The organism is Microbacterium fluvii (assembly GCF_025515205.1).
GTDB lineage: Bacteria > Actinomycetota > Actinomycetes > Actinomycetales > Microbacteriaceae > Microbacterium > Microbacterium fluvii.
The window spans coordinates 259099-276551 of the sequence record NZ_JAOPFX010000002.1; the positions used below are offsets into that span (position 1 = coordinate 259099).

Sequence of the window (17453 nt, forward strand, 5' to 3'; positions counted from 1 at the left end):
ACACAGGTCGTTCGCTCGCGGATTGACCTGCCTTGGCCGAATCACCTGATCTGGCGGGTGGCTGCCCGGCGGGGGAATCAGCGCGAACCGGCGTCAGCCTCGAGGAGCCCCATGAGCTCATCGAGGTCGACGCCGTCGGCGTCGCGCGGATGCGGCTGCCCCAGCCGCTCGATCAGCCTGCGGTAGTTCGGGTCGGTCTCGTCGGCGAGTCCCCGCAGCCGCACCGACAGCGAGAACGCGCGGCGGGCCGTGTCGTCGGCGCCGCGGAAGGCGAACCAGGCCGCAAGGGTCAGTGCCGCCTCGGCCAGGATCGGCTGATCGCCGGTGCGCATCGCCACCGGTATCGCCCGCAGCAGCTCGTCGCGCGCCTGGTCGCCCAGCCCCAGCAGCAGCAGCGCCTGGGCCCTGCGGGCCGCGCTCCAGGCCAGGATCTGGCGCTCCGGACCCACGGCATCCTCGTGCGGCATCGTGTCGAAGGCGCGCAGCGCCGCGGCCCCGTCGCCGGCGGCCAGTTCGAGGTCGCCGAGCGTGAACCCGTACTGCAGGAGCGACCTGACCGAGCCGTCGGCCTCGGCATCCGCTCTGATCGACTCCAGCCGCTCGCGGGCCTGGTCGAACCGGCCCATGCGCACCAGCAGGTTCACGCCGATCGAGCGCTGCTGCAGCAGGTCCCACGCCGAGGTGAGCCCGGCGAGATCGCGGGTCGAGGCGTCGGCGACCTCGAGCGCCTCGTCGAGCAGGCCGTGCAGCATGAGCCACTCGGAGCGCATCTGGCTCGCGAAGGCGGTGCCCCACACGTCGCCGACCTCGCGGAACATCGTCAGCGCGCGCTCGCTCTGCTCGCCGAGCGTCTGGATCTCGCCTGCGTTCTGCGAGAAGGCGGTGCGCAGCAGCGCGACGAAGGCGCGGGTCCACAGCGGGGTGTCGGCGGCGAGGTCGATGTCGAGGTCGAACCCCCACACCTGCGGCGGGCTGTGCTCGGCCTGCTGCAGCCCGCGTGCCGCCGCGGCGAGGAAGGGCGGCAGCACGAGCGACACCTCCGACGCGTGGGCGCGCGCCGCCTGCGAGATCTGCTGCGCCCTGGCCACGAGCGCGGCCACGTCTTCTGGTTCGGCGGGCGGGTCGCCGAACAGCTCCTGCTGCAGCTCGGCCGCGCGATCGTCGGTGCCGTCGCCTGCTTCGGCAGCCATGCTCAGGCGTGCCGCCGTCGCGAACATGCGCACGACCATCTGCAGGCCGTTGACCACCACGGCCGGCTCCGACTCGAGCGGATCGTCGTCGGAGGCGAAGAGGGCGAGCCGGCCGGAGAGGTCGCCGAACCGCTCGCGCATCGCCCAGGCCCAGAAGCAGCCGCGCACGAGCCGCACGCCGGTCTCGTGCAGCGCCGGATCGTCGGCGGTCGCGCGGGCGGCTGCCGAGATGTTCTCGTCGTTGGCGTCGAACCAGGCCAGCGCCGCACGCACCCCCGGCCCCCGCAGCAGCGGGTCGCGTCGCAGGGCGAGTTCGGCGAGCACACGCGCCGCGTCGGCGCGGAAGGATGCGTCATCCCCGCGGCCTCGGAGGCGATCGAGGCCGTATTCGCGCACCGTCTCGAGCAGCCGGAACCGCCCGTCCGAGCGGTGCAGCAGCGAGCGGTCGACGAGGCTGTCGAAGGCGGCCGCATCCGTCGCGAACTGCGCGGCGACCGCCGGCGCGTCGGCCGCCACGATGCCGTCGGGGAAGACCGCCGAGGCCAGCAGCGCCGTACGCTCCGCCTCGGTGAGCATCTCCCAGCTCCAGTCGATGAGCGCCCGCAGCGTCTGATGCCGGGGGTCGGCGGCCCTCGGCCCCGCCGCGAGCAGGGCGAAGCGGTCGTCGAGCCCCTCATCGATCTCGGCGAGCGTCAGGGTGCGGGTCTTGGCGGCGGCGAGCTCGAGGGCGAGCGGCAGCCCATCGAGGCGTCGGGCGATGCGCTGCACCGTCAGGCGGTCGGACGCAAGAGGAGCCGTGCCGCGCGCGGCGCGCACGCGGCGCGAGAAGAGCTCGACGGCATCCGCCTCCGGCAGCGGACCCAGATCGACGAAGGCCTCGCCGGCGATGCCCAGCGGCTCGCGGCTCGTCGCCAGCAGCCGCAGCCCCGGCACCGCCCGCAGCAGGTCGAGCGCGACCGCGGCGGCCTCCGCCGAGACGTGCTCGCAGTTGTCGAGCACGACGAGCACGGTGCGCCCCGAGAGCGCGGTGTGCACGTGCTCGCGGGGGTCGAGGGCGGTCGGCGCCTCGGAGAGCCGCATGCTGCGGCCGATGGCGCCGGCGAGGGCCGGCCACACCTCGCCCGCCGCCGCCGGCGCGAGCTCGACCACGATCGCGCCGGCGTGACGGCGCGCCGTCTCGAGGGCGAGCGTCGTCTTGCCCGCGCCGCCGGGGCCGATCAGGGTCACCAGGCGCGCGGCGGCCAGCTGGGCGGCGACGAGGTCGAGCTCGTCTGCGCGGCCGACGAGCGGCGTGAGGGCGGCCGGCACAGCGGGTGCCGCCTGCGGCGCGGAAGGAACAGCCGGCAGCGCGCGGGTCAGCTGCTCCAGCGCGGCACGGTCTTCGAGCAGGTCGCGCACGGCCCAGTCGAAGCCGTCGGGCGCCCACGGATCGCCCGTCCACAGCGCCAGCGCCGCGTCTGCTCGTGACGGATCGGCGTCATGGCGGGCGGATGCGGCCAGATCCTGGAAGCGGGTGAGGTCGATCTCGTCGCGCGACAGGGTCAGCCGGTAGCCGCCGCTGACAGCCTCGAGCGTGCCGGCCGGCAGCGCGCGGCGCAGGCGCGAGGCGAGCGACTGCAGGGCGGCGCGGGGGTCTTCAGGCGGATCCTGCGGCCAGACGTCTTCAGCCAGTGCGCGATACGAGACGGTCGTCGCCGTGTCGAGGGCCAGCCGAAAGAGCAGCGCCTCCTGCCCGCGGCCGCGCGCGGGCAGCGCCCCGCCGTCCCACGCGGGGCCGCCGAAGTAGGTCAGCCGCACGGATCAACCCTAGAGCCGGGCGCCCCTCAGCCCTTGGCTGCAGCTTTCATGGCGCGCTTGTGCTCGCGCACCTTGGTGAGCGACTCGGGCGAGACGATGTCGGCGACCGAGCGGAACGAGCCCTCCTCGCCGTAGGGGGCGGAGGCCTCCCGCCACCCGTCGCCGTCGTACCCGTACTGCTTGCCGAGCAGCGCCAGGAAGATCTTCGCCTTCTGCTCGCCGAACCCCGGCAGCGTCTTCAGGCGCTTCAGCACGGTCGCCCCGTCGGGGTCGTCCCTGGTCCAGAGGGCGGCGGCATCCCCGCCCCAGTCGTCGACCACCGCCGCGCACAGCGACTGCACGCGGGCGGCCATCGACCCGGGGAAGCGGTGCACGGCGGGGGTCTGCCGGAAGACCTCGACGAACTCCTCCGGCTCGTATCCTGCGATCGCCGCGGCGTCGAGGGCGCCGGTGCGCTCCGAGATCTTCAGCGGCCCCGAGAACGCCGTCTCCATCGCGATCTGCTGGTTGAAGTCTGTGCGTTGGACACCCGCAGCCCGAGCGGATGACATGCCCCCGACCCTAGTCGGCCAGCGTCACTAGGTCGTCGTTCGTTACCGTTCCGTCTACACCGATCGTCGACGTGTCCACGAATACTTCGATCCCTTTGCCTCGGGTGTTGACCTCGCCGATCTTCCCGAAGGGCTGCGACACGTCAGCGTCTCCGTTGAGCAGCCAGAATTCGAGTTCACCCGAATCGTCGATGTAGGCGTTGAAGTTCCATCCATCCAGGGTGCTCTTCTCGTCCGCCATGACGCACTCATTCCAGCCTGCGGGGATGCGGGTGCAGATGGTGAAAGTGCCGTCTCCGATTTCGCCGCTGGTCTTCAGATAGATGCCGATGAGGGTGAGCGGTTCGAGAACGGCGGCATCGACGTCGTCGGGGTTGAGGATCACTCGGTCAGGGTGCTGTTCTTCCGGCGCGGCGTCTTCGATCCCCAGGTAGTCGCGCACTTTGCCTGGTTCGACGAGCGGGAGTCCTGCCAGCAGCTTGTCGCTCTCAGGCCCAAGCTCGTCGTGGAGTGGTATCCGAAGTATTTCGTCCAGGCACTCGCCTGGGAAGAAGACCTCCCCGCCCGCCGTCTCGACCAAGACGTAGCCGACCGTTCCCTGCTCCCAGTACTCGGGGTCGGCCATCGCGAGCCAGACCTTGGCATCATTATTGAAGGCCCATTCGATCCCGGGCCAGAACGAAGAGTGGAGACGCACCGTCTCCTTGCCACCGGACACCGTCTGCACCTCCACGTCACGGGTGCCGGTCACCCCGCTGTCGGGGCGCTGGCCAGTGTTGAGCGCCGCAGCGGCCACCCAGTCCTTGGTCGCGGCTACGGCTTCGATAGGCGACCCGCCCTCGCCGGGGCCACCCGCAGAGCAGGCTCCGAACGCGGCCCCGAGCTGGGCGGCGGACGCCTCGGACGACAACGCAGCGGGGGTCGCACATCCCGCAAGCAGAACGGCCACGGCCAGTGTTGCCAGCGTGGCGAGGGCTTGTGAACGTCGCATGCGCATATCTACCGTTCTTCCATCCGAACGTTATCGAAGCGAACGACATTGTCGGCGCCCGCTGCGTTCCGATAGGCACGAAGTTGTAGTTGATAGCCGTCACGCTTGATGGGGATCGATGACCAATCGGAGGCAACCGCAGTCCAGCTGGTGTCCACGTTCACAAGCGAACTCTCGACCACGAGAATGTAATTCATATCCGCCAACGTGAGGTTGTTGGGGTTCTTGAGCCCGCGCTGGTAGTCGCACGTATTCGTGCCAGATTCGGACAAGTTCTTTCGGTAGACGGCCGCCCTTACGTTCGTGGGATCCGTGGAGTTCGGCGCTTTCGCCCGGAGGTACGCGCGTACCTCGAAGTCGTTTGTGTCGTCTCCCACCCAGAGCAGGATGGTTTGACGGGCGTACGAATCGGCTGACGTTCCGGATGCGTTGAACGCGAGATGTCTTGGGCTTGAGAACCCGCCGCTTGTGGGGGCCGAGATTGATCCGTTGGTACCACCCCATCCGGTCGTGCCATTGTCGAAGCCGATGTTGGAGTTGATCTGGCGGAAGCTGAGGTCGCTATGAAGCCAGTTCAGATAGGCTTCGGCGTCGCGATCAAGGAAGTTCGTGGTCAAGAACTCGGTGTAAGCCACACACGTCGACATGGTCGTCGGGTCTTCACCCGTAGGAGCTGAGTCCGCCCGTCCACCATGGGTTGCCTGCAGTTGGTGCATCATCTCGTGCCTGGCGACTTTCCACAGGAACTTATCTGCACTGATGTTCGCGTTGATCCACATGCTGACGCCGCAGACTGCGTACCCGTATCCCGTCTCCGGAGGGACGTCATTCAGGAAGACAAGAGTGTACGGGAGGGTGCTCGTCTCAGGAAGGCTGACGAGTTGTGTCCCGTCGTAGTCGAGTGCCTCTTCGATGGTCTCGAAAGCATCACGGACCGGCACCTTCTTCGCAGCCGAGAAGCCCGACTCGAATTTCCAACGGATGCTGTCGTTCACCGGGCAGGCGGTCAACGTGTCATTGACGTACGCGGACGCAGCTGTTGCGGGCGGGAACCAGAACGTCGCGACCAATAGCGTCACAACGACTATCCACCCCGGCAAAGACTTGCGCCTCATCGCGCTGATCTCTGGCATGACCGCACTCTGGGCCCGCGGAACTCTGCATATCAATGGCGTGTGCCGTATTCCGAGCTGGACGGCGATGTCTTGCCCGGGGCCGTGAGACGCCTGCGAGTGGGTCAGCCCTTGACCGCGGCCTTCATGGCGCGCTTGTGCTCGCGCACCTTGGTGAGCGACTCGGGCGAGACGATGTCGGCGACCGAGCGGAACGAGCCCTCCTCGCCGTAGGGGGCGGAGGCCTCCCGCCACCCGTCGCCGTCGTACCCGTACTGCTTGCCGAGCAGCGCCAGGAAGATCTTCGCCTTCTGCTCGCCGAACCCCGGCAGCGTCTTCAGGCGCTTCAGCACGGTCGCCCCGTCGGGGTCGTCCCTGGTCCAGAGGGCGGCGGCATCCCCGCCCCAGTCGTCGACCACCGCCGCGCACAGCGACTGCACGCGGGCGGCCATCGACCCGGGGAAGCGGTGCACGGCGGGGGTCTGCCGGAAGACCTCGACGAAATCCTCCGGCTCGTATCCTGCGATCGCCGCAGCGTCGAGGGCGCCGGTGCGCTCCGAGATCTTCAGCGGCCCCGAGAACGCCGTCTCCATCGCGATCTGCTGGTCGAGCAGCATGCCGATCAGCAGCGCCAGCGGGTCGTCGGTGAGCAGGCGGTCGGCTGCGTCGTCGCCGGTGATGTGCAGACTCATGCCTCCATCGTCGCACCCGCGCGGAGGCGCCGCCCAGGCGGCGGGGGCACAATCGTAGGGTGACCGCCGAATCCGAGCTTCTCGACCGCGCCCAGCACACCCGCCTCGTCGTGATCGGCGGCGGCATCGGAGGGCTCGTCGCGGCGCTGCAGTGCGCGAAGGTGGGCATCGCGGTGACGGTGCTCGAGGCGGCCGACCGCCCGGGGGGAGCGATCCGCGCAGCCGAGGTCGCCGGCCTGACCGTCGACGCCGGCGCCGAGAGCTACGCGACCCGCGGCGGCCACGTGCGTGCGCTCATCGACGAACTCGGCCTCACCGACGCCGTCGTCACCCCCTCGGCCGGCCGCGCGTGGGTGCACGGGCTCCCCGGCGCGGCGCCGCTGCCGGCGGGCGGCGTGCTCGGCATCCCGGCCAACCCGTGGAACGACGACGTGCGCCGCATCATCGGGTGGAGCGGGGTGTGGCGCGCCTACCTCGACCGGGTGCGGCCGCCGCTGACGATCGGCCACGAGCGCAGCCTCGGCAAGCTCGTCCGCTCGCGCATGGGCGCCAAGGTGCTCGACCGCCTCGTCGCGCCCGTCGTGGCGGGCGTCTACTCGGCGCGGCCCGACGACGTCGACGTCGAGATCGCGGCGCCGGGGCTGAGCACCGCGCTCACCCGCACCGGCTCGCTCTCGGGCGCCGTCTCGACCCTGCAGGGGCATCGCGACCTGTCGAAGGCGCCCGGCGCCGCCGTCGAGGGACTCGACGGCGGCATGTCGACGCTCATCGATGCGCTCGTGAGCCGTCTGCGCGAGCTCGGCGTCGAGGTGCGCACCGGTGTTCGCGTCGACGCGCTCGCCCGATGCGAGAGCGCGTGGCGCCTCGCGACGACGACGACGGATGCCGATGCCCCCGTCGAAGAAGAGCTCGCCGCCGACATCGTCATCGTCGCCACCGACGAGACCGCGGCCCGTGCGCTGCTGGCACCCGAAGTGCCCGCGCTCGCCGACGAACAGCCCGCCCAGCCCCGCATCGACGTCGTCACCCTCGTGCTCGACGCCGCGGCGCTCGACACGGCGCCCCGCGGCACCGGCGTGCTCGCCGTGCCCGGCACGACGCAGGCCAAGGCGCTGACCCACTCGACCGCCAAATGGCAGTGGCTGGCCGCGCAGGCGCGCTCCCAGCATCCGCACCGCCACGTCGTGCGCGTCTCGTTCGGCGCGCAGGGCGAGGCCCCCGCCACGGATGGCCTCTCCGATGACGACGTCGCGGCGCTGGCGCTGGCCGAGGCATCGGTGCTGCTGGGCGTCGCACTCGAGCCGGCGCAGCTTGTCGCCTCGCACATCGAGCGCTACGCGCAGAGCCAGCCCGCCTCGGTGATCGGCCGGCGAGAGCGCATGGCGGCGGTGCGCGAGGCCGTGCACCGCGTGCCGAGGGTCGGGGTCACCGGTGCGTGGCTGGCCGGCACGGGGCTCGCGCAGGTCGTCCCCGATGCGATCGACGAGGCCGAGCACGTGCGTCGCACCGCACTGTGGGCCGAGCAGGCGCAGGCGTGAAGCACGGCCCCCTGGGCGCTGTCAACCGCGGATGCCGATTTCGGCATACGGGTCTACTCTGGGTAGTCCAGCCGCCGGATCGAGCGTGAGGAGTACCCCATGAGGGGCAAAGTCGGAATCGTCATCGGACTCGCGGCGGGCTACGTGCTGGGTGCGCGCGCCGGTCGTCAGCGCTACGAGCAGATCAAGGAGCAGGCGCTCAAGGTCTGGAACCTCCCGCCCGTGCAGGAGCAGGTCGACAAGGCCAAGGACCTCGCGAAGTCCAGCGCCATGGCGCTGCCGACGACGCTGTGGAACACCGCCGTCAAGGTCACCAAGGCCGCCTCGTCGAAGGGCACGCCGGGCGACCGCCTCGATGCCGCGGTGAAGGCCGGCAAAGAGTCGGTCGACGATGTCGCTCAGGCCGCCGGAACCACCGCCGACGCGGTGAAGGATGCGGCAGAAGACGCCATCGACGGCGTCGCCCAGGCCGCGAAGTCCGCCCGCAAGCGCACCGAGAGCTGACATGACCACCCCCCGCGGGTTCCGCGATCGCGCGGACGACAGCTTGTTCACCCTGATCGGCGAGGTCCCAGAACTCGTCCGCAACCTCGTCACCGCCGAGATCGACGCCGCCAAGGCCTGGCTCGCGCGCACCTCGAAAGACGCCGGCATGGGCGGCCTCTGGTTCTTCGTGGCGCTGTTCGTGCTGTTCTGGACGGTGCCGGTGTTCGGCACCTTCCTCATCGCGGGCCTGTCGAGTTGGTGGCCGGTGTGGCTGTCGGCGCTCGTCGTGATGTTCGTGATGCTGCTGATCACCGCCGTCTTCGCGCTGCTGGGCCTGTTGCGCTTCCGCAAGCTCAAGGCGCGCCAGAACCCCGTGCAGTCGATCGCCCAGGACGTCAAGGAGGTGCGCGATGAGCTCTGACGCGCCCGTGCCCACCCCCCGCACCGCCGTGCCGCTGGGGATCACCGACCCCGTCGAGCGCGCCCGCGCCGAACTGAAGGCGGCGCTGGCCGCGATCGAGCAGAAGGGCAACCTGCCCCGGCGGGCGGGACGCGCGATCGACAGGCAGGTCGAGGCCGCACAGAGGTTCAGCCGCCGGCAGCCGGTGCTCGCAGCATCCGCCGTCGTCGCCGTCGCCGCCACCGTCGGCGGGCTCGTCTGGCTCGCGGTCAAGGCCTTCACCGACTGACCCCATACACCACGCCACCTTGGCTTATCCCGAGTGGGGGGTATGCTCGGGATACTGGCAGTGCAATGGTGCGGATGCTGCCGGCGGCGCGATCCCGAATCAGCAACGGTGCGTCTGTCGGCTGCTCGACGTTGGGGGCGGCCGAACCAGCACCACGAGAGTCCCATGAGCGAAGCACTGCAGCAGGTACCCGAGAAGCCCCTGACGGGCTGGCGCGTCCTCGTGCCCCGTGGCGGCCCGTGGGGAGACGGGGTCGCCGCTTCGCTGCGCCGTCAGGGCGCCGTGCCGGTCGTCGCGCCCCTCATCAACTTCGCGCCCAGCAACGACCAGGCCACCCTCGAGCAGGCGATCGCCGACCTCGCCGCCGGCAGGTTCGACTGGCTCACCCTCACCAGCGCGACGACCGTCGATGTGCTCTACGCCTACCGCGCGGTGATCCCCGAGACCACCAAGGTCGCCGCCGTGGGTGAGACGACGGCAGCGGCCCTGACCGCCGTCGGCTATCGCGTCGATCTCGTGCCCGAGCGCGACAACTCGGCCGCCGGCATGGCCGAGCAGCTCATCGCGCTCGAGCCCGAGCCGCGCGACGTGCTGACCCTCCGCAGCGAGATCGCCAAGCCGGTGCTCACCAAGATGCTCTCCGACGCCGGGCACCGGGTGCGCAGCGTCGTGGCCTACCGCACGGTCGGGGTGCCGGTGACCGAGCGCATCGCCCACGATGTGCGCAACGGCCGCATCAACGCGATCCTCGTGACGAGCGGCTCGGTCGCCGAGCAGGTCTCGCAGCAGTTCCCCGACGTCCCTGACACGACCGTGATCGCCGCGATCGGGCCGCGCACCGCGAAAGACGCCAAGCGCGCGGGGCTCTCGGTCGACGTCGTGGCAGACCGGCAGACCGTCGACGCGCTCATCGAAGCCGTCGGCCGCTTTCCGCTTCCGCACGCGGCAGACGAATTCGCCCTGTGAGCCCGCGGGTCGTCGTCTTCGCCGGCGGCGTGGGCGGGTCGCGGTTCACCCTCGGCGTGCGCGCCGCCCTCGCCGCGCGCGGCGCCGAGCCCACCGTCGTCGTCAACACCGGTGACGACCTGTGGCTGTCGGGGGTGCGGTTGCAGCCCGACGTCGACTCGATCATCTATGCACTGGCGGGGGTGAACGACACCGCACGCGGCTGGGGCCGTGCGGGCGACACCGAGCGCGTCAATGAGGAGCTGCAGGCGTGGGGCGCCGGCTGGCCGTGGTTCACGCTCGGCGACCTCGATCTCGGCACGCACCTCGCGCGCACCGGCTGGCTGCGCGACGGCCTCACTCCGACGCAGGTGCTCGAGCGCCTGTCGGGCCGCTGGCCGCTCGGCGCGAGGCTGCTGCCGATGACCGACGCCGAGGTCGACACCCACGTGGTGGTCGCCGACGGCGAGCGGATGCACTTTCAGGAGTGGTGGACCCGCCACCGCGCGACCCTCACGCCGGAGCGCTTCGAGAACCCGGGCATCGAGCGCGCGACTCCCGCGCCGGGCGTGCTCGAGGCGATCGCCTCGGCGGATGCCGTGCTGCTGGCGCCCTCGAACCCCGTCGTCTCGATCGGGCCCATCCTGGCGGTCCCCGGCATCCGAGGCGCACTGCGCGATACGACGGCCCCCGTCGTCGGTGTCTCGCCGATCATCGGGGGAGCGGTCGTCCGAGGCATGGCCGACGTCTGCCTCGCGGCGATCGGGGTGCCGACGGCCGCGGACGCCGTCGCGGCGCACTACGGCGCTCGCTCGGGCTCGGGCGTGCTGGATGCGTGGCTGGTGGGCGAGGAAGACGGGGAGGCCGCGGCATCCGTCTCCGCCCTCGGAATCGAGGCGCACGTGCGGCCGCTCTGGATGACGGATGCGGCCGCCTCGGCCGCGCTCGCCGAAGGCGCGCTGGCGGCGGCGGGCCTCTGACGTGCCCGAGATCGCGGTGTGGGGCTGGGCGCTGCTCGTGCTGGGCGCCGTCATCATCGGAGTCTCGAAGACGGCGCTGCCCGGCGCCGGCACGGTCGCGGTGGCGATCTTCGCCGCGGTGCTGCCGCCCAAGCAGTCCACCGGCACGATCCTGCTGCTGCTCATCCTCGCCGACCTGTTCGCCATCACCGCCTACCGCCGGCACGTCAACTGGAAGGCGCTGCTGCGGCTCGCGCCCGCCGTCGTGGTGGGGCTCGCGATCGGCATCTGGTTCCTCGCCGTAGCCACCGACGAACTCGTCGGGCGCGTCATCGGGGTGCTGCTGCTCGCGGTGGTCGCCTTCACGCTCGCCCGCCGGTGGATGCGCCGCGGGACGGAGGACTCCGGGCCGCACGTCGTCGCCGCGACCGGCTACGGCGTGCTGGGCGGCTTCACGACGATGGTCGCCAACGCGGCGGGACCGGTGATGTCGATGTACTTTCTCGCGGCGCGGTTTCCGGTCAAGGAGTTCCTCGGCACGGCGGCGTGGTTCTTCTTTCTCGTGAACATCAGCAAGGTGCCGTTCTCGATCGGCCTCGGGCTCATCACGGCGCCCGGGCTGCTGGTGGATCTCGTGCTCGCGCCGGTCGTCGTCGCGGCGACCTTCCTCGGCCGGTGGATCGCGAACCGCCTCGACCAGGCCGTCTTCGAGCGCATCGTGATCGCTCTGACCCTCGTCGGCGCCGCCTACCTCATCCTCGCCTGACCGCCGGGTCGACCCTCCCTCCGCGACTTGGCAGCTCCGGTCGCTCGGCGGCCGTCGGATGCGACCGAAGCTGCCACGTCGCGGGAAGGGATGCGGTCAGTCGAGGAGGGCCGAGGTGCGGGGGCCCAGGCCCAGGGCGCGCGCGGCCTCGAGCTGATCGGCGGTGTCGACGTCGCGGCGCAGGGTCGAGTCGGCAGGGACGTCGAGCGGCGCGCAGCCGAGCGCCACGTGCCGGGCGAGCGACCCGTCGCCGAACGACGACGCCCACGGCACCCCCGCGCCCGCGGTGACCAGGGTCGAGCCGGTGCCCTCGGCATCCGCCACGACGGCGCGGTCGACGGATGCCGCCGCCTCCAGCGCCTGAGCGAGATCCTCCGGCCGCAGCGCGGGCAGATCGCCCAGCAGCGCGGCGGTCGGGCGTCCGTCGGCGACCGCCGCGCCGATCGCCACCGCGGCGTCGAGCCGGCTGCCGCCGGCGGCGAGCACCGCGAGAGCCGCGTCGTGCGGGCGCGAGCTCCCCGGCTCAGGCGGTGCGACGGGCGATGGGGCCGAGTCGCCGGTCGGCGGGGCGGCGGACGCGGGCGTCTCGGGTTCGAAGCGCAGCCCGGGGATGCCGGCGGCCCCGAGCGCCAGCATCCCGTCGTCGGTGACGACCACGACCTGCCCGACCTCGGCGCACGCCGCGGCCGCCGCGATCGTGTCGAGCGCGATCGCACGGGCCAGCGCCACCCGGTCGACGCCGGGCGCCTCGAGCCGCGACTTGCCCGCCGCCGCCGGCTTGACCGGGACGACGACGATCCAGCTCACGCGCCGTAGGTCGCGCGCAGGCGCGGCAGGATCTCTTCGCCGTACATCCGCAGGAACGCGCCCTGGTCATGCCCGGGGTCGTGGAAGACCAGGTGCCGGAAGCCGAGCTCGATGTACCAGCCGATGCGCTCGACATGCTCGTCGGGATCGTCCGAGACGATGAACCGCGACGCCGTGCGCTCGATCGGCAGCTGCTCGCCGAGCCGCTGCATCTCGATGGGGTCGTCGACGCCCATCTTCTCTTCGGGGGTGAGAGCCAGCGGCGCCCAGAACCGGGTCTTCTCGCGCGCGGCCTCCAGCGAGTGGTCGAACGACACCTTGACCTCGATGAGGGTGTCGAGGTCGTCGCGGGTGCGGCCTGCCTTCGACAGGCCGTCGTCGAGGGCCGGCAGCAGCGTCTCGGTGTAGAGCTCGCGCTTCTTGCCGCTGGTGGTGATGAACCCGTCGGCGATGCGCCCGGCCAGGCGCGTCGCGGCGGGGCCCGCGGCGCCGATGTATATCGGCACGGGGTGGGCGGGCTTGTCGTAGATCGTGATGTTGTGCGCGTGGTAGTACGTGCCGTCGAAGGTCACCCGATCCTGCGACCACAGCGTGCGGATGAGGCCGATCGCCTCTTTGAGGCGCTGGAAGCGCTCGGGCGGGTCGGGCCACGCGATGCCGAGGTTGGCCTCGTTGAGCGCCTCGCCCGTGCCGACCCCGAGGATCACCCGGCCGGGGTACATCTCGCCGAGCGTCGCGAAGTCCTGCGCGACCACCGTCGGGTTGTAGCGGAAGGTCGGGGTGAGCACCGACGTGCCGATCAGCACGCGCGAGGTCTTGGCCCCGAGCGCCCCGAGCCACGGGACGGATGCCGGGGCGTGCCCGCCCTCGTGCAGCCACGGCTGCAGGTGGTCGCTGATGAACACCGAGTCGAACCCGGCCTCCTCGGCCTGCACCGCGTAGTCGAGCAGTTCGACGGGACCGAACTGCTCGGCCGACGCCTTGTATCCGAATCGCAGGGGAACCGGCATCCGTTCTTCTCCTCTCACGTCCACGCACGCACGTGGGCGAATTCCGTTCCGTCGGCGCGCGCGAGCCGCGCGCGGAAGGCGTCGACCGTGCCGGGCCACAGCAGCGTGAGCCGGCCGCTGCGCTCGTCGACGTACCAGTTGCGGCAGCCGCCGACCAGCCACGGAGTGGATGCCGCGGCCTGCGCGATCTCGTCGGTGTAGGCCGCCTCGGCCGCAGGGTCGAGCCGCAGCACGCCGCCGGCGCGGTCGCGCGCGACGAGGCATCGCACGGCGTAGGCGGCCTGCTCCTCGATCATGAGCACCGACGACGAGTGGCCGAGGGCGGCGTTCGGTCCGTCGAGGATGAAGAGGTTGGGGAAGCCCGAGACCACGGTCGAGCCGAACGAGGTCATGCCCTCGAACCAGTGCACCGCGAGGGTCTCGCCGCCCTCGCCGTGTACGAGGTCGGCGTAGGGCTGGCGGGTCGTGGCGAAGCCGGTGGCCAGCACGATCGCGTCGGCCTCGTGCCGCGAGCCGTCGGCGGCGACCAGTGTGCTGCCGTGCACCGCCGCGAGCGCCGAGGGCACGAGGGCGATCTCGCCGGCGGCGACGGCGGGATAGAACTCGTCGGAGAGCAGCACCCGCTTGCAGCCGAACGCGTAGTCGGGGGTCAGCAGGGCGCGCAGCGCGAGGTCGGGCACCTGGGCGGCGAGGTGGGCGCGCGCGGTCGCCTCGGCGGCGGCGGATGCGGTCGCATCCCCCGACCGCGACGCGAAGCGCGCCTCGCCCTCGGCATAGAGCTCTGCGCGCAGGCGCGCGAGCTCGCCGGGGTGCGTGGCGAAGCGCTCGCGGTCTTCGTCGGTGTACGGGTGCGCGTCGCGCGGCACGATCCACGCGGGCGTGCGCTGGAAGAGGGTGACGGCGCCGGTGCGGGCGAGCTCAGGAGCCAGCTGCACGGCGCTCGCGCCCGAGCCGACGACGGCGATGCGGCCGGTCAGGTCGGCGGTGTGATCCCACCGCGCGGAGTGGAAGATCGGCCCGGGGAAGGTCTCGAGCCCCGGGATCTCGGGGATGCGCGGCTCGGTGAGCCGGCCGCACGCGAGCACCAGGGTGCGGGCGCGGATGCCGCCGCCCGGCGTGTCGATGACCCAGAGGTCGCCCTCGTCGTCCCAGCGGGCCGAGGTCATCGGCGTGCCGAGCCGCAGCCGGTCGCCCAGCTGCTCGGCCTCGGCGACCCGCTCGAGGTAGGAGCGGATCTCGTCGCCGCCGGCGTAGAGGCCCGACCAGTCGGGGTTCGGGTGCGTCGCGAAGCCGTAGAGGTGGGCGGGCACGTCGCACGCGACTCCGGGGTAGGAGTTGTCGCGCCACGTGCCGCCGACCGACGCAGCCCGCTCGAGCAGCACGAAGTCGTCGCGACCCGCGCGGCGCAGGGCGATCGCCATCGCGAGGCCGGCGAATCCGGCCCCGACGATCGCGACGTCGACCTGCGCGGTCATGCGTCGCCTCCCACCGGTCCCTGAGCTTGTCGAAGGGTCACCGTGCGGTAGTCGGTCGTGCGCAGCCGGAACGGCCGGAACAGGCGCGCGGCGAGGGCGGCGGCATCCGTCGCCGGCAGCTGCTGCCCGTGCTCGATGCCGGCCTCGGGCTTGACGCGTCCGTCGAGGAGCGCCCCGCCCAGGTCGTCGCCGCCGGCGCGCAGCAGCTCGGCAGCCGCCTCGCGGCCGACGCGGGTCCAGGCGATCTGCAGGTGCGGGATGCTGCCGCTGAGCAGCAGCCGCGAGACGGCGACCATCGCGCGGTGCTCGTCGAGCGGGCTGCGCCCGGCGACCAGCGGCACGCCGCCGGCACGGCCCGGCAGCGGAATCGGCACGAACTCGGTGAACCCGCCGGTGGCGGACTGGATGCGCCGCAGCTCCCGCAGGTGCGCGATGCGCTCGGCGGCCGTCTCGACGTGGCCGTAGAACAGCACGCTCGTCGAGCGGAAGCCGGCGCGGTGGGCGGCCGTGATGCCCTCGACCCAGCGATCGATCTCGAGGTCGTCGGGCGCGACGAGGGCGCGCACGCGCTCGCTCAGCACCTTGACCCCCGTGCCGGGCGCCGTGTCGACACCGGCCGCGCGCAGTGCCGCGAGAGCACCGTCGAGCCCGAGGCCGCCGCGGTCGGCGAGGTCCCACACGTCGTGCGGGCGATACGCATGCAGATGGATGCCGGGGGCCCCGGCCGTGGCGGCCCGCGCGATCTCGAGATAGGCGGAAGGGTCTTCCGTGCCGGGCAGGCGCCCCTGGATGCACAGCTCGGTCGCCCCGAGGTCTGCCGCATCGGCCGCGATGGCGGCGACGTCGTCGAGGTCGAACGTATCGGGGCCCACACCGCCGGCCGCCCGGAACCCGCTGGAGGTGAGGTTGCGGTTGACGACGAGGCTCACCGTCTCGCCGACCGTGTAGCGGCGCACGTCGTCGGCGGTGGCCACGAGCGCCTCGAGGTCGGCGCCGGTCGCCGTCAGCAGTGCCGCCCACTCGGCGTCGTCGAGGGCGAGGGGGTCGGCCGCCGCCCGCTCGGCGAGGCCGTGGCCGGTGCCCCGGGTCGGGTTGCGACGTTTCGTCTCGTCGCTTCGCTCCCCGAACCGCGTCTCGTCCATCGCGAGCCCGGTGTCGGGGTCGGTCAGCGCGGCCACGGCGGCGTGCAGACCCTCATCGACCCAGGTCGACGCATCCCGCACGTACTCGGGGTGCGCCGTCAGGCGCTCGCGCAGCTCGAAGCCGCACTCGGCCGTGCGGGCGGCGAGGTCGCTCAGGTGCGGCCACGGGCGCTCGGGGTTGACGTGGTCGGCGGTCAGCGGCGAGACGCCGCCCCAATCGTCGGCCCCCGCGCGCACGAGAAGGGCGAGTTCGGCCGGGTCCGAGAGATTCGGCGGCACCTGGATGCGCATGTGCGGGCCGAACACGAGCCGCGCCGTCGCGACGGCGGCGACGTATTCGAGCATCGAGGCGTCGGGGGCCGCCTGCATCGCGGTCTTCGGCTTCGCGCGGAAGTTCTGCACGATGATCTCCTGCAGGTGCCCTCGGCCGTCGACGGCGTGACGCTCGTGCGCGTCGCGCAGCGCGATGAGCGACTGCGCCCTGTCGTCGAGCGTCTCGCCGATGCCGACGAGCACGCCCGTCGTGAACGGGATGCGCAGCGCGCCGGCATCCTCGATCACCTGCAGGCGCAGTGCGGGGTCTTTGTCTGGCGAGCCGTAGTGCACCTGGCCCGGCTCTTCGAAGAGGCGCCGCGAGGTCGTCTCGAGCATCATGCCCATCGAGGGCGCCGTGGGCCGAAGGATCACGAGTTCGTCGGCGCTCATGACCCCGGGGTTCAGGTGGGCGAGCATGCCGGTCTCGGCGGTGACGAGCCGCGCGATCGCGCCGACGTAGTCGAGGGTCGACGCGTAGCCGTGCTCGTCGAGCCAGGCGCGGGCCTCTGGCCAGCGCTGCTCCGGCCGGTCGCCGAGGGTCAGCAGCACCTCTTTGCAGCCCATCGCCTGCCCCTGCCGCACGACGGCGAGCACCTGCTCGGGCGACATGTAGGCGGGCTTGTGCTTCTTGAGCAGCTGGCCAGGGGTGTCGACGAAGATGCAGTAGTGGCAGCGGTCGCGGCACAGCGTCGTCAACGGCACGAACACCTTGCGCGAATAGGTGATGACGCCGGGGCGGCCGGCTGCCGCCAGACCCTCGTCGCGCATCGCGGCGGCCAGGCGCAGCATCCGCTCCAGATCGTCGCCGGATGCCGCCAGCAGCGCCTGCGCGTCGTGCACGTCGAGCCGCGCTCCGCTCTCGGCGCGATCGAGCACCCCGCGCGCCGAGCGCGCCTGCACCGGTCGCGCCGGATCGAGCAGAGTCATCGCTCCAGTCTTGCACCGCCGCGGCGCCGCGAGGCGACCGATCGTTGCCGCTCTGTAAGCA

At 71.8% G+C, this 17453-nt stretch carries 16 protein-coding genes; 7 read left to right on the top strand and 9 right to left on the bottom strand.

Translation table 11 applies throughout. The features are described 5' to 3' along the window. Positions 1–77: 77 nt before the first annotated feature. From OAW74_RS09880 to OAW74_RS09900, 5 genes are all read right to left on the bottom strand, one after another. Positions 78–2987, bottom strand: a complete 2910-nt coding sequence (locus OAW74_RS09880; RefSeq protein ID WP_262874193.1) for an ATP-binding protein — start codon at positions 2985–2987, stop codon at positions 78–80. A 26-nt stretch (positions 2988–3013) separates the two neighbouring features. Next, positions 3014–3538, bottom strand: a complete 525-nt coding sequence (locus OAW74_RS09885; RefSeq protein WP_262874194.1) for an HhH-GPD-type base excision DNA repair protein — start codon at positions 3536–3538, stop codon at positions 3014–3016. A 10-nt stretch (positions 3539–3548) separates the two neighbouring features. Further along, complete coding sequence (locus OAW74_RS09890; RefSeq protein WP_262874195.1) at positions 3549–4487, bottom strand: hypothetical protein; 939 nt, start codon at positions 4485–4487, stop codon at positions 3549–3551. A gap of 50 nt (positions 4488–4537) precedes the next feature. Continuing rightward, positions 4538–5662 carry a hypothetical protein gene (locus tag OAW74_RS09895; protein ID WP_262874196.1) on the bottom strand — a complete coding sequence of 375 codons (1125 nt, stop codon included), beginning with the start codon at positions 5660–5662 and terminating at the stop codon, positions 4538–4540. Between the two features lie 104 nt (positions 5663–5766). Next, a complete protein-coding gene (locus OAW74_RS09900) occupies positions 5767–6333 on the bottom strand; it encodes an HhH-GPD-type base excision DNA repair protein (RefSeq protein ID WP_262874197.1) in 567 nt (188 codons plus the stop codon). A 59-nt stretch (positions 6334–6392) separates the two neighbouring features. On the opposite strand from OAW74_RS09900, the gene hemG reads away from it, so the two are divergent. From hemG to OAW74_RS09935, 7 genes are all read left to right on the top strand, one after another. Continuing rightward, entirely contained in the window at positions 6393–7871 is a 1479-nt protein-coding gene (hemG, locus tag OAW74_RS09905; RefSeq protein WP_262874198.1) for a protoporphyrinogen oxidase, read from the top strand. Positions 7872–7970: 99 nt separating this feature from the next. Beyond that, entirely contained in the window at positions 7971–8375 is a 405-nt protein-coding gene (locus OAW74_RS09910; protein ID WP_262874199.1) for a hypothetical protein, read from the top strand. A 1-nt stretch (position 8376) separates the two neighbouring features. Then, positions 8377–8778, top strand: a complete 402-nt coding sequence (locus tag OAW74_RS09915; RefSeq protein WP_262874200.1) for a phage holin family protein — start codon at positions 8377–8379, stop codon at positions 8776–8778. Next, positions 8768–9046, top strand: a complete 279-nt coding sequence (locus tag OAW74_RS09920; RefSeq protein WP_262874201.1) for a hypothetical protein — start codon at positions 8768–8770, stop codon at positions 9044–9046. Before OAW74_RS09915 ends, OAW74_RS09920 begins: the two co-directional genes overlap by 11 nt. 165 nt (positions 9047–9211) lie before the next feature. Next, entirely contained in the window at positions 9212–10012 is an 801-nt protein-coding gene (locus tag OAW74_RS09925) for a uroporphyrinogen-III synthase (RefSeq protein WP_262874202.1), read from the top strand. Next, a complete protein-coding gene (cofD, locus tag OAW74_RS09930; RefSeq protein WP_316250216.1) occupies positions 10009–10971 on the top strand; it encodes a 2-phospho-L-lactate transferase in 963 nt (320 codons plus the stop codon). The genes OAW74_RS09925 and cofD overlap by 4 nt, the downstream gene beginning before the upstream one ends. Position 10972: 1 nt before the next feature. Next, positions 10973–11716, top strand: coding sequence for a sulfite exporter TauE/SafE family protein (locus tag OAW74_RS09935; protein WP_262874203.1), 744 nt, complete (start codon positions 10973–10975; stop codon positions 11714–11716). Positions 11717–11812: 96 nt separating this feature from the next. On the opposite strand, the gene cofC is transcribed toward OAW74_RS09935, so the two are convergent. The 4 genes from cofC to cofG are packed head-to-tail and all read right to left on the bottom strand — an operon-like array spanning position 11813 to position 17392. Continuing rightward, entirely contained in the window at positions 11813–12523 is a 711-nt protein-coding gene (cofC, locus tag OAW74_RS09940) for a 2-phospho-L-lactate guanylyltransferase (RefSeq protein WP_262874204.1), read from the bottom strand. Then, positions 12520–13533: a glucose-6-phosphate dehydrogenase (coenzyme-F420) gene (fgd, locus tag OAW74_RS09945; protein ID WP_262874205.1), complete on the bottom strand. Its 1014-nt coding sequence runs from the start codon at positions 13531–13533 to the stop codon at positions 12520–12522. The genes cofC and fgd overlap by 4 nt, the downstream gene beginning before the upstream one ends. Before the next feature lie 14 nt (positions 13534–13547). Further along, positions 13548–15008, bottom strand: coding sequence for a flavin-containing monooxygenase (locus OAW74_RS09950; RefSeq protein ID WP_262874206.1), 1461 nt, complete (start codon positions 15006–15008; stop codon positions 13548–13550). Continuing rightward, the gene (gene cofG, locus OAW74_RS09955; protein WP_262874207.1) at positions 15005–17392 is read right to left on the bottom strand and encodes a 7,8-didemethyl-8-hydroxy-5-deazariboflavin synthase CofG; all 2388 of its coding nucleotides are present in this window, start codon (positions 17390–17392) and stop codon (positions 15005–15007) included. Before cofG ends, OAW74_RS09950 begins: the two co-directional genes overlap by 4 nt. Between the last annotated feature and the right edge of the window lie 61 nt (positions 17393–17453).